At 65.5% G+C, this 12,248-nt stretch carries 9 protein-coding genes and 1 pseudogene; 4 read left to right on the top strand and 6 right to left on the bottom strand.

The genetic code is table 11. The annotated features are described in order from the left end of the window. Positions 1-24: 24 nt before the first annotated feature. The 3 genes from DB459_RS23725 to DB459_RS23735 form a co-directional block, all read right to left on the bottom strand. Positions 25-1,245, bottom strand: a complete 1,221-nt coding sequence (locus tag DB459_RS23725) for an ABC transporter substrate-binding protein (protein WP_253708723.1) — start codon at positions 1,243-1,245, stop codon at positions 25-27. A gap of 89 nt (positions 1,246-1,334) precedes the next feature. Next, positions 1,335-2,084, bottom strand: coding sequence for an ABC transporter ATP-binding protein (locus DB459_RS23730; protein ID WP_253708724.1), 750 nt, complete (start codon positions 2,082-2,084; stop codon positions 1,335-1,337). Further along, entirely contained in the window at positions 2,077-2,832 is a 756-nt protein-coding gene (locus tag DB459_RS23735) for an ABC transporter ATP-binding protein (RefSeq protein ID WP_253708726.1), read from the bottom strand. The genes DB459_RS23730 and DB459_RS23735 overlap by 8 nt, the downstream gene beginning before the upstream one ends. 447 nt (positions 2,833-3,279) lie before the next feature. Between DB459_RS23735 and DB459_RS23740 the strand changes: the two genes are divergently transcribed. Then, positions 3,280-4,509 (top strand): FAD-binding oxidoreductase, encoded by a 1,230-nt coding sequence (locus DB459_RS23740; protein ID WP_253708727.1) that lies wholly within the window; start codon positions 3,280-3,282, stop codon positions 4,507-4,509. A 205-nt stretch (positions 4,510-4,714) separates the two neighbouring features. Here the strand turns inward: DB459_RS23740 and DB459_RS23745 are convergent, their stop codons facing one another. The 3 genes and pseudogenes from DB459_RS23745 to DB459_RS23755 all read right to left on the bottom strand — a co-directional run bounded on the left by DB459_RS23745 (position 4,715) and on the right by DB459_RS23755 (position 6,142). Beyond that, entirely contained in the window at positions 4,715-5,068 is a 354-nt protein-coding gene (locus DB459_RS23745; RefSeq protein ID WP_253708729.1) for an ArsC family reductase, read from the bottom strand. Positions 5,069-5,104: 36 nt separating this feature from the next. Next, a pseudogene (locus DB459_RS23750) lies at positions 5,105-5,371 on the bottom strand (methyl-accepting chemotaxis protein); the annotation flags it as partial. 60 nt (positions 5,372-5,431) lie between these two features. Further along, positions 5,432-6,142, bottom strand: coding sequence for a TetR/AcrR family transcriptional regulator (locus DB459_RS23755; protein WP_253708731.1), 711 nt, complete (start codon positions 6,140-6,142; stop codon positions 5,432-5,434). 117 nt (positions 6,143-6,259) lie between these two features. On the opposite strand from DB459_RS23755, the gene DB459_RS23760 reads away from it, so the two are divergent. The 3 genes from DB459_RS23760 to DB459_RS23770 all read left to right on the top strand — a co-directional run bounded on the left by DB459_RS23760 (position 6,260) and on the right by DB459_RS23770 (position 12,194). Continuing rightward, complete coding sequence (locus DB459_RS23760) at positions 6,260-7,795, top strand: efflux transporter outer membrane subunit (protein ID WP_253708734.1); 1,536 nt, start codon at positions 6,260-6,262, stop codon at positions 7,793-7,795. Beyond that, positions 7,792-8,910 carry an efflux RND transporter periplasmic adaptor subunit gene (locus tag DB459_RS23765; RefSeq protein ID WP_253708737.1) on the top strand — a complete coding sequence of 373 codons (1,119 nt, stop codon included), beginning with the start codon at positions 7,792-7,794 and terminating at the stop codon, positions 8,908-8,910. The genes DB459_RS23760 and DB459_RS23765 overlap by 4 nt, the downstream gene beginning before the upstream one ends. A 203-nt stretch (positions 8,911-9,113) precedes the next feature. Then, on the top strand, positions 9,114-12,194 hold the full coding sequence (locus DB459_RS23770) for an efflux RND transporter permease subunit (protein WP_253708739.1): 3,081 nt from the start codon (positions 9,114-9,116) through the stop codon (positions 12,192-12,194). The last annotated feature ends 54 nt before the right edge of the window (positions 12,195-12,248 follow it).

The following is a 12,248-nucleotide window of genomic DNA, read 5'->3' on the forward strand; positions in this document are numbered from 1 at the left end:
GCGCCGGCCGCCGCGAGCGGGCCGTTACTTCTTCACCAGCGGGCACTTGCTCTCGGACAGCGGCGTGAAGGCCTGGTCCGCCGGGATGGTCGCCACCAGCTTGTAGTAGTCCCACGGCGCCTTGGATTCCGACGGCTTCTTGACCTCGAACAGGTAAGCCGGATGGATCTTGCGGCCGTCGGCGCGGATCGAGCCCTTGCCGAACAGCGGATCGTTGGTCGGCATCTCCTTCATCTTGGCGACCACCTTGGCGCCGTCATGAGGATTGCCGCCCAGCGCATCCAGCGCCTTGAGATAATGCAGTACACCGGCGTAGACGCCGGCATGAACCATGGTCGGCATCTGCTTGTTCTTCATGCGCTCGGAGAAGCGCTTGGAGAAGGCCCGGGTGCCGTCGTTGAGATCCCAGTAGAAGGTCTCGGTGAAGTTCAGTCCCTGGGCGACGTTGAGGCCGAGGGCGTTGACGTCGCTGATGAAGAGCAGCAGTGCCGCGAGCTTCTGGCCACCGGAGACGATGCCGAACTCGGCGGCCTGCTTGATCGAGTTGGTGGTATCGCCGCCCGCATTGGCGAGGCCGATGATCTTGGCCTTGGAGGCCTGGGCCTGCAGCAGGAAGGACGAGAAGTCCGAGGTGTTGAGCGGATGCTTGACGCCACCGACCACCTTGCCACCGGCGGCGGTCACCACCGCGGTGGTATCGCGCTCCAGCGCCGCGCCGAAGGCGTAGTCGGCAGTGAGGAAGAACCAGGTGTCGCCACCCGCCTTGACGAGGGCGCCGCCGGTGCCGTGCGCGAGCATGTAGGTGTCGTAGGTCCAGTGCACGGTATTGGGCGAGCACTGGGCGTTGGTGAGATCGGAACTCGCGGCGCCCGAATTGATATAGACCGCGTTCTTCTCCTTGACGATGTTGTTGACCGCCAGCGCCACGCCGGAATTGGGAACGTCGACGATGGCGTCGACCTTGTCGACGTCGAGCCACTGCCGGGCGATGTTGCCGCCGACGTCCGGCTTGTTCTGGTGGTCGCCGGCGATGACGTCGATCTTCCAGCCCTTGGCCAGCAGCCCGGAATCCTCCACCGCCATCTGGGCAGCCAGCGTCGAGCCGGGCCCGCCGACATCGGCATAGAGGCTCGACTGGTCGCTCAGGGAGCCGATCTTGGCGGTCTTGTCCTGGGCGTAGGCGGCGGAGATCGCCGACAGCCCGACTGCAGTACCCAGCAGCAGCATCGAAAGCGTCTTACGCATGAAATTTCTCCCTTTGAATTTCGCCCGGTGGCCCGTCAGATCCACCGCACCAGTGTCCCGATTCCACGTTCGTACCCCTGCAGCGAGCACTAAACGCCGAGATAAGTATGCAGCTTGTCCATATTGGCCTGCAGTTCGGAATTGGCGAAGCCATCGATGACCTTGCCATGCTCGACGATGTAGAAGCGGTCCGCCACCGTCGACGCGAAGCGGAAGTTCTGCTCGACCAGCAGGATGGTGAAGCCTTCCGCCTTGAGCCGCGCGATCGTCCGCCCGATCTGCTGGATGATCACCGGGGCAAGGCCTTCCGTCGGTTCGTCGAGCATCAGGAAGCGCGCGCCGGTGCGCAGGATGCGGGCGATCGCCAGCATCTGCTGCTCGCCGCCGGACAGCTTGGTGCCCTGGCTGGTCAGGCGCTCCTTTAGATTGGGAAACAGCGCGAAGATCTGGTCGAGGGAGAGCCCGCCGGACCGCACGGCCGGCGGCAGCATCAGGTTCTCGCGGACATCGAGGCTGGCGAAGATTCCCCGCTCCTCCGGGCAGATCGCGATGCCCATGCGGGCGATCTTGTCCGACGAGGCGCGCGCGATCTCGCGGCCGTTGAAGCGCACCGAGCCCGAGCGCTTGCCGATGATGCCCATCACCGACTTCAAGGTAGTGGTCTTGCCCGCCCCGTTGCGGCCGAGCAGCGTCACCACCTCGCCCTCGCGGACGTTGAAATTGATGCCGTGAAGGACGTGGGACTCGCCGTACCACGCCTGCAGGTTCTCGACCTCGAGCACGACATTGCCGGTCTTGTCGCCGGCGGGCGTCGGCGCGGCGGACGGACGATCAAGCATGACCCGCTCCCAGATAGGCTTCCTTGACGCGCTCGTCCTTGGTCAGGTCGGCATAATCGCCTTCGGCAAGAACGCGGCCGCGGGTCAGCACGGTGATCGTGTCGGACAGGTTGGCCACCACGTTGAGATTATGCTCGACCATGACGATGGTGTATTTGGCGGAGATACGCTTGATCAGCGCTGCGATCTTGTCGATGTCCTCATGGCCCATTCCGGCCATCGGCTCGTCGAGCAGCATCATGTCAGGATCGAGCGCCAGCGTGGTGGCGATCTCCAGCGCCCGCTTGCGGCCATAGGCCATCTCCACGGCCTGGGTATCGGCGAAGGCGCTCAGCCCGACATCGTCGAGCAGTTCGCGGGCACGATCGTTGAAGCGGTTGAGCACCGCCTTGGAGCGCCAGAAGTCGAACGACTGGCCGTGCTGGCGCTGCAGCGCCACCCGCACGTTTTCCAGCGCCGTCAGATGCGGGAATACCGCCGAGATCTGGAATGAACGGACGAGGCCGAGGCGCGCGACATCCGCCGGCTTGAGCGCGGTGATGTCCTGGCCGCGATACAGAATCTGGCCGCGCGACGGCGTCAGAAACTTGGTCAGAAGATTGAAACAGGTGGTCTTGCCGGCACCATTCGGGCCGATCAGCGCGTGAATGCTACCGCGCTTGATGCGAAGATTGACGTCGCTGACCGCGACAAAGCCGGCGAACTCCTTGGTCAGACCTCTGGTCTCGAGAATAAACTCGTCAGACAAGCCGATTCCCCCGTTTCCTCATTTCACGGTGTGCCGCCGTGCGAGGCAATTGTTCTTTATGTGATGGGCCTGCCCCTTGCGGCGAGCGTCTCGCCCGGGACAGGCAGTGGCGAACTATGCCGCCAAGTCCCTGTCTTTCGCAAGCTGTATTGAGCGGCACCGCGCCGCGGCATCCCCAAGGGATTCAACGAGATTGTCGGACTCGCGAGGACCGCGACGGAAGTTCGGCGCCGCGCGGCAACCGAGCTGCGACACGCGGCCTCGGACGCCACCATGCCTTCCAGCCACGGCAACCGCGGAGGGATTCCGGCCGGAATCCGGTTGGCCTTTTGGCGCGATTCTTGAATATAACCATGCCATCGCCGGCTCCGAGAAACCTCCTCCCGAGCTGCCCTTCTCGCTTCTCTCGACCTTGGGCCGAGACATCCGGATCCCATCTGATCTGCCATGAAAAGTGTCATCATCCTCGGCGCCGGCATGGTCGGCGTCTCTTCCGCCATTCACCTCCAACGTCGCGGCTGGTCGGTGGTGATCATCGACCGCAACGAGCCCGGCCGCGAGACGAGCTACGGCAACGCCGGCATCATCCAGAGCGAGGCGGTGCGGCCCTATGCGATGCCGCGCGATATCGCCTCGCTGGCGTCGATCGCCGCCGGCCTCACCAATGATGTCCGCTATCGCGCCACGGCGCTGCCGAGCCATGTGAATGCCCTGATCCGCTACTGGTGGCACTCGATGCCGGCGCGCCACCGCGCGATTTCCGATGCCTATGCGACCCTGATCGCCCAGGCGCTGCCGACCCATGACGGCCTGATCCAGGATGCCGGCGCCGGCGCCCTCGTTCGCCGCGAGGGCTTCTTCCTGCTCCACCGCACCGCCAAGGCGCTCGAAGCGGCCCTCGCCATCGCCGCGGTGAACCGCGATCGCTACGGCGTGCGCTTTTCCGCGCTCACGCCGGCGCAGCTGCGTCAGGCCGAACCGGGCCTGATCAACGGCGGCGCCGGCGCGATCCATTGGGAAGACCCCTGGACGGTGAGCGACCCCGGCGCGCTGGTCAAAGCCTATGCGGAGCTGTTCCTGCGCGAGGGCGGCCGCATTCTGCGCGGCGATGCGGCTTCGCTCGAGCCCGACGGCGCCGGCTGGCGCATCGACAGCGCCGACGGTCCTCTGACAGCTTCCGCCGCGCTGGTCGCCCTCGGACCGTGGTCGCCGATCCTGCTGCGCCGCTTCGGCTACCGCTTCACCATGGTGCGCAAGCGCGGCTATCACCGTCATTATGCCGGCGGCGCCGAATTGCTGCGGCCGGTGATGGACGGCGCCTTCGGCTATGTGCTGGCGCCAATGCGCCAGGGCCTGCGTATCACCACCGGCGCCGAGCTGACCGGGGCCGATGCCCCCGCCACGCCCGTGCAACTCAAGAAGGCCGAAGCCGCCGCGCGCACCCTCGTCAAACTCGGCAACCCGGTGGAGGCCGAACCGTGGTTCGGCACCCGCCCCTGCATGCCGGACATGCTGCCTGTGATCGGTCGCGCGCCGCGCCACCGTTCGTTGTGGCTCAATTTCGGGCATGGCCATCAAGGCTTCACCCTGGGCCCGGCGACCGGACGCATGACCGCCGAGCTGATGGACGGCGACAAGCCTTACGTCGATCCGACGCCGTTTCGGCCGGAGCGGTAGGAGCGCCAACGCATATTCTGCCGTCGCCGCCCGCGAACGCGGGCGGCCCGGTACGCCGTGTGTGCAGCCGCCTCGTGCCATTGCGCCGACACGGACTACTGGGTCGCCCGGTCGAAGCCGGGCGACGACGACAGCGAATGACGCACCGCCCTCACCGGCAGACGAAGCACGGCAACGGCGTCGCTTGCGCGCCCGAGGCGCGCCGTCACCCGCGCGTCACGCCCGCGGCATAACTCTCCGGCTTGAAGCCGACCAGAAGTTTCGCCCCGTGCTCGAGCACCGGGCGCTTGATCATCGACGGCTGGGCCAGCATCAGCGCGATCGCTTTCGCCTCGGTGAGGTCCTTTTTCTCGGCCTCGGGCAACGCGCGGAAGGTGGTCCCGGCACGATTGAGCAGCACCTCCCAGCCCACCACCTTGCACCAGCCGGCAAGGTGTTTGCGGTCGATACCCTCGGTCTTGTAGTCGTGAAAGCGATAGGCGACGCCGTGGCTGTCGAGCCAGACCCGCGCCTTCTTCATCGTGTCGCAATTCTTGATGCCGTAGATCGTCGTTGCCATCTGGCCTGCTGCTGATTTCCGCGGTCGCACTCCTCGTCAGCCCTGGCGCACGCCCATGCGGAATGAGCCCCTGTGCCGGCCTCGCACGAAGATAGGCGAGGACAGATCCTTCATCAAAGCGAATTTGCCGTCCCCCATGTCGCGCCGATACATCTGCAGCAGGATCGGCCGGGTATTGGCGCCGGCCTTGCGCACGGCGCGATCGTTGAACAGCCGCCGGTTGCGGCAATGGGCGGCATTCCAGGCCGGATCCTTGCCCTGCGGCTGGCGATAATTCGGGTTGTGGGTCGACAGGTAGCCGCCAACCCCTTCACTGCCGCGCATGGATCGGGCGCGAGGCGACGCCGCTGCCGCCGTCTCGCTTCAGGTGCTTCCCGCCGCGCGCGCCCCGGATGGCACTCCGTAAGCAGCAAGGAAGACACGGATGCCGCCCTCGATCAGCGCGTCATATTCGGCTTCGCTCGGCGGCCTCATCGACAGCGCCCAGTTCAGCGGCAGCCGTCCCTGCACCAGTGCAAGAAACTGGACGGTCGCGAGGTGGAAATCCGTAATGCGCAACAGCCCCTGCGCCTGCGCCGCGCGCAGGAAGGACTCGACCTCGCCCTCGAAGCGGCGCGGCCCGGCATTCATGAAGACTTCCGCCATGTCCGGGAAGCGCGACGCATAGGCGACGATCAGACGATTGAGGGCAAGGCCCTCGTCATGGAGGAAGAAAGCCGTGAAGGTGCGCGCGATCCGGCGCAACGTCGCCTCGACGTCGATCGGGCCCTCCTGAGGCACCCACAGGGATTGCGGGCGGACGCGACGGCACTCGTCGTCGACGAGGGCCTTGAGCAGCGCGGCCTTGCTCGCGAAATGGACGTAGAGCGTCGCCTTCGACACCCCGGCGTCGCGCGCGATCGCATCCATGCTGACGGCGTCGAAGCCCTTGTCGAGGAACAGGGCGCTCGCGCTGTCGAGAATCCGCCGGGCCTTGCGGCTTTCGCCTCCGGAGGTGTCCGCGGGATCGGCGGCCTTCGGCCTTTGCCGGACGAGCGTGTTGATCATGTGGGTGGCGCTTCCCTGCCGTTTCATTTGACTTGACTCAACCCTACCGCCGGAACCAATGTACGCGCAAATAACACTGAACCGTATAGTTTCTAAATGTTACTGAACCTCTCTGAATCAACGAAAACGGTACTGAATAACCGAATGTCCCCATTAAAATACCGCACAGCGCTGCCGGCTGCTCTCGGCATCCTGGTTGCCTCCTGTGCCGTCGGTCCGAATCATCTTGTGCCCGACGCTCCATCCGTCGACGGCTACACCCGCGAGCAGCGCCCCGCGGCGACCGCGAGCGCCGACACCGACGGCGGCGCCACTCAGCGCTTCACGCTTGGGCACGACCTCTCCGGCCAGTGGTGGACCCTCTTCCACTCACGCCAGATCAATGCCTTCGTCGAGGAAGCGATCGGCAACCACCCGGATGTTCAGGCCGCGCAGTTCGCCTTGCGAGCGGCCCGCGAGAACGTATTCGCCCAGCAGGGTTCGCTGTTTCCTCAGGTCACCGCCACCGGCCAGGATCAGCGGCAGCAGACCTCGACCTCGCAGTCCGGCGTGGTCCCCGGCCAGACGTCGCTCTACAATCTCTACAACGCCTCGGTCAGCGTCTCCTATGCTCTCGACCTCTGGGGCGGCACGCGCCGGCAGGTCGAGGCGCTGCAGGCCCAGGCCGACTATCAGGCGTTCAAACTGGAGGCGACCTATCTGTCGCTGACCGCGAATGTGGTCACGGCGGCGATCACCGACGCCTCGCTGCGTGGCCAGATCGCCGCCACCGAGGACATCATCAAGGCTGAAACCGACCAGCTCGCGCGAGTGAAGCGCCAGTTCGAACTCGGCGCGATCTCCAATGCCGACGTGCTGTCGCAGGAATCGACCCTCGCCAGCGCCAAGGCGACGCTCGCGCCATTGAAAAAGCTGCTCGCCCAGCAACGCAATCAGCTGATGGCCTATCTCGGGCGCCTGCCCAGCCAGGACCGCGGCGAATTCGTCGCGCTGTCGGACCTGCGCCTGCCGCGCAGCCTGCCGGTATCGCTGCCGTCGAAACTGGTGCGGCAGCGGCCTGACATCCGCCAGGCCGAAGCCACGCTGCATCAGGCCACCGCGACGGTCGGGGTCGGCATCGCCAACCTGCTGCCCCAGGTGACGCTGTCCGGCAGCTATGGCGCGGCGTCGGCGGCGCGGCTGTTCACACCCGACACCATCGTCTGGAGCGTCGCCGCCAGCGTCAGCCAGAAGATCCTCGACGGCGGCACGCTCTATCACACCAAGGAATCGGACGTCGCAACCTTCGAGCAGGATCTCGCCCTCTACAAGAGTGCCGTGATCACCGCCTTCCAGAACGTCGCCGATTCACTGCGCGCGGTGCAGTACGACGCCGAAACCCTGCGAGCCCAGGTCGCCGCCGAAAAGGCCGCCTATGACAGCCTCACCATGGCGCAGGAGCAGTTCAAGACCGGCGCCATCGCCTATGCGACCATTATCAATGCCCAACAGACGTACCTGAATGCGCGCGTAACGCGTGTCAAAGCCCAGGCGGCGCGTTTCACCGACACGGCCGCGCTGTTCCAGTCCCTCGGCGGCGGCTGGTGGAACAGGATCGACCAAACCCCTGACGCCCTGCCCCGCGTCAATCCCGGCTATTTCGCCGGCCCAGACATCAAACCCCAGGAAGCGATGCGATGATCAAGCGAATGGCGATCATGCTGAGCGCGATGGCGATCGTGTTCGGCGGCCTCTACGGATTCCAGGCCTTCAAGGCCACCATGATCAAGAAGGCGATCGGCGCGATGGCCAATCCGCCGCAGACCGTCTCGACGGTGATCGCCGCCACCGACAACTGGCAGTCCTCGCTCAAGGCCGTGGGCTCGTTCAAGGCGGTCAACGGCGCCGATCTCGCCCTGCAGGCCAGCGGCATCGTCCAGGCGATCAAATTCGCCTCGGGCGACACCGTCGAGGCAGGACAGGCGCTGCTGCAGCTCGTGGCCGACGACGACGTCGCCAAGTTGACGTCGCTGGAGGCGACTGCCGAGAACTACGCCGTCGTGGTCAAGCGCGACGAGGAGCAGATCAAGTTCAAGGCCGTCAGCCAGGCAACGCTCGACACCGACAATGCCAACCTCAAGAACGCGCGTGCGCTGATCGACCAGCAGCGCGCCATCGTCGCGCAGAAGACGCTGAAGGCGCCCTTCGCCGGACGCCTCGGCATCCGTGCGGTGGATCTCGGCCAGTATCTCGGCGCCGGCACCACCGTCGTCACGCTGCAGTCGCTCGATCCGATCTATGTCGACTTTTACCTGCCGCAGCAGGCGCTCGCCCAGATCAGGATCGGCCAGGACGTGACCACGACCGTCGACACCTTCCCGGGGGAGCGGTTCACCGGCCAGATCGCCGCAATCAATCCGAAGGTCGACTCGACCAGCCGCAACGTCCAGGTCCGCGCCTCGATGAAGAACCCCCAGGCGCGGCTGCTGCCCGGCATGTTCGCCAAGGTCGACATCGCCGTCGGCAAGCCGCAACAGCTCGTCACCGTGCCGCTGACGGCGATCGTCAGCAATCCCTATGGCGACCTCGTCTACCTGGTCGACGGCGCGGCCGCCAATCAGAACGGCACGGCGCGGCAGAGCTTCGTCAAGACCACGGCCGCACGCGGCGACCGGATCGCCATCACCGAAGGCGTCAAGGAGGGCGAGAAGGTCGTGATCGCCGGCCAGCTCAAGCTTCGCAACAGCAGCCCTGTCACGATCGACAATTCCCAGGTGCCGGTCGCCGAGACGGCGCCGTCCATCGTCGATCAGTGACTCTTGGGAGCGTTCACCGTGGCACGGCATGCCGCCCGCCCGCGTTCATGCCATCGCGACGTCGCGGGTCACCACGAGCGACATGGTGTGCCGGGTCGCGCGGTCATGCCGGCCGACGACGACGTCGGGCGTGGCTGCGCACCGAACGCCCTGATCGCCCACCCCCCGACCGTCACGGCGTCTTAGTTCAGGACAAATCGATCATGCGCTTCACCGACATCTTCATCCGCCGGCCGGTGCTGGCCATCGTGGTCAGCGCGCTCATCCTCGTGCTCGGCATGCGATCCATGCTGACCCTGCCGATCCTGCAGTATCCGCGCACCCAGAACGCCATCGTCACGGTGACGACGACCTATGCGGGCGCCGACAGCGACATCATCGCCGGCTTCATCACGACGCCGCTGGAGAACGCCATCGCCCAGGCCAACGGCATCGACTACATGACGTCGACCAGCATCACCGGGACCAGCACCATCACGGTCAACCTGCGGCTCAACTACGACTCCGGCAAGGCGATGACGGAGATCAACGCCAAGGTCAACTCGGTTCTCAACCAGCTGCCGTCGGGCTCGCAGCAGCCGACCATGACGCTGAAGGTCGGCCAGACCATCGATTCGATGTATATCGGCTTCGCCAGCGAGGTTCTGGCGCCGAACCAGGTGACCGATTACCTGACCCGTATCGTGCAGCCGAGGCTTCAGTCCGTCGTCGGCGTCCAGACCGCCGAACTCCTCGGCGCCAAGAAGTTCGCGCTGCGCGCCTGGCTCGACCCGGTCAAGCTCGCCGCCTATGGCCTCACCGCCACGGACGTCAGCACGGCGCTGACCGGCAACGACTACATCTCCGGTCTCGGCTCGACGCGGGGCAACCTGGTGCAGGTCGATCTTGCCGCCTCGACCAATCTTCATTCGCTGGCCGAATACCGCAACCTCGTCGTCAAGCAGGTCAATGGCGCGATCGTCCGTCTGCAGGACATCGCCAACGTCACCCTCGGCAACGATGATTACGACTCGGCGACGAAATTCAACGGCAAGACCGCGGTCTATATCGGCATCCAGGTCGCGCCGACCGCCAACCTGCTCGACGTCATCAACGGGGTGAAGGCGGCTCTGCCCGACATCACGGCGCAGCTCCCCAACGGACTGACCAGCCAGATCATCTACGACTCCACGGATTTCGTGAACAGCTCGATCGACGAAGTGGTTCACTCGCTGATCGAGGCCATCGTCATCGTCACCGTCGTCGTCTTCCTGTTTCTGGGCTCATGGCGATCGGTGCTGGTGCCGGTGGTGGCAATTCCGCTGTCGCTGATCGGCACGTTCGCGGTGATGCTGCTGATGGGCTTTTCCATCAACCTGCTCACGCTTCTCGCCCTGGTGCTGGCCATCGGCCTCGTCGTCGACGACGCCATCATCGTCGTGGAGAGCGTGCAACGGTTGATCGACGAAGGCGTGGCGCCGGTGGAAGCGGCGATCCAGTCGGCGCGCGCGCTGGGCGGGCCGATCATCGCCATGACCGTGGTCCTGATCGCTGTCTATGTTCCGGTCGGTTTCCAGGGGGGCCTCACCGGCGCGCTGTTCACCGAATTCGCCTTCACCCTCGCCGGCGCCGTCACCGTCTCGGCGGTGATCGCGCTGACGCTCTCGCCGGTGAACTGCTCGTGGCTGCTGCGCCGGACCAACCGCGACGGCCACGACTTCGAAGCGCGCTTCGTCCGGCTGATCGACCACACGATGGAACGGCTGTCGAGCGCCTATCGGCGCGGCCTCGAAGCGACCTTCCGCATGAAGCCGGTGGTGGTGGTCTTTGCGCTGCTGTTGCTCGCCACCATTCCCTGGCTCTATTCGAACTCGACCAGCGAACTCGCGCCCGAAGAGGATCAGGGCGTCGTTCTCGCCCTCACCTATTCCGCGCCGTCGGCGACGCTGACCCAACGGCTGTTCTACGACGACCAGCTCTACCGGCTGATCGGCTCGAAGCCGGAAACCGAGACCGTCTTCCAGATCGACACACCGAGCCAGGCGATCGGCGGCTGGGTGCTGAAACCCTGGGACAAGCGGAGCAGATCGGCGAAAACGCTGCAGACCGAATTCCAGACCGCGGTCAACAGCATCGCCGGCACCCGATCGGTGGCGTTCCAGCCCTCGCCCCTGCCGGGCAGCAACGGCCTTCCGATCCAGTTCGTGATCGAAAGCACCGGCGACTTCAACCAGCTCGACGAAGTGTCGCGCAGCTTCATGGCCGATGCGCTCAAGAGCGGCCAGTTCATCTTCCTCGACAGCGATCTCAAGATCGACAAGCCGCAGACCTCCGTGGTGTTCGACCGCGAGAAGACCGCCGAACTCGGCCTCAAGATGAACGATCTCGGCGCGTCGCTGGCCACCATGCTCGGCGGCAACTACACCGGCTGGTTCAGCCTCGACGGCCGTTCCTACAAGGTGATCCCGCAGGTCGAGCAGAACGCGCGGCTCACCGCTGACCAGCTTCTCGACTACTATATCCGCGCCAGCGACAGCTCCATGGTGCCGCTCGCGACCGTCGCCCGTCTCGAGAAGAAGACCATTCCGCAGTCGCGCAACCATTTTCAGCAGGTCAATGCCGCGACCATCTCCGGCGTGGCGATGCCGGGCGTCGCGCAAGGCGACGCGCTGGCGACGCTGAAGTCACTGACGAAATCGCTTCCGGCGGGCTATTCGGTCGACTTCGGCGGCGCGTCCCGCCAACTCGAACAGGAATCCGGCGGCTTCGTCACGACCTTCGCCTTCGCCCTGATTATCATCTTCTTGTCGCTTGCCGCCCTGTTCAACAGCTTCCGCGACCCGATCATCATCCTGGTCTCGGTGCCGATGTCGCTGGCCGGCGCGCTGATCTTCATCAGCATCGGGATCGGCGGCGCCAGCATCAACATCTACACCCAGGTGGGCCTCGTGACGCTGATGGGTCTCGTCAGCAAGCACGGCATCCTCATGGTCGAGGTCGCCAATGAGCTGCGCGAAGCCGGCAAGGCGCGCCAGGAGGCGATCATCGAGGCGGCGACGATCCGGCTGCGGCCGATCCTGATGACCACCGCCGCCATGGTGCTCGGCGTGGTGCCGCTGATCACGGCCTCCGGCGCCGGCGCGGCCTCGCGCTACAACATGGGCCTCGTCATCGCCACCGGCCTCGCCATCGGCACCCTGTTCACCCTGTTCGTGGTGCCGGTCGCCTATGCCCTGATCGCCCATGGCTCGGCCCATGCCGAGGCGGCCGGCGCCGACGTGGCCCCCGCCCCCCACGGCGCCTGAAACGCATCCGGGCGCGATGGAGTCCACGCCCGCGCCTGCCTCACGTGACAAGAC

Source organism: Bradyrhizobium sp. WD16 (assembly GCF_024181725.1).
GTDB lineage: Bacteria > Pseudomonadota > Alphaproteobacteria > Rhizobiales > Xanthobacteraceae > Bradyrhizobium_A.

Bases quoted from the DNA above. Each gene is read 5' to 3' on its own strand.
- DB459_RS23760 (WP_253708734.1), top strand. From the start codon at position 6,260: ATGTCCCCATTAAAATACCGCACAGCGCTGCCGGCTGCTCTCGGCATC.
- DB459_RS23740 (WP_253708727.1), top strand. From the start codon at position 3,280: ATGAAAAGTGTCATCATCCTCGGCGCCGGCATGGTCGGCGTCTCTTCC.
- DB459_RS23730 (WP_253708724.1), bottom strand. From the start codon at position 2,084: ATGCTTGATCGTCCGTCCGCCGCGCCGACGCCCGCCGGCGACAAGACC.
- DB459_RS23745 (WP_253708729.1), bottom strand. From the start codon at position 5,068: ATGGCAACGACGATCTACGGCATCAAGAATTGCGACACGATGAAGAAG.
- DB459_RS23765 (WP_253708737.1), top strand. From the start codon at position 7,792: ATGATCAAGCGAATGGCGATCATGCTGAGCGCGATGGCGATCGTGTTC.
- DB459_RS23770 (WP_253708739.1), top strand. From the start codon at position 9,114: ATGCGCTTCACCGACATCTTCATCCGCCGGCCGGTGCTGGCCATCGTG.
- DB459_RS23755 (WP_253708731.1), bottom strand. From the start codon at position 6,142: ATGAAACGGCAGGGAAGCGCCACCCACATGATCAACACGCTCGTCCGG.
- DB459_RS23725 (WP_253708723.1), bottom strand. From the start codon at position 1,245: ATGCGTAAGACGCTTTCGATGCTGCTGCTGGGTACTGCAGTCGGGCTG.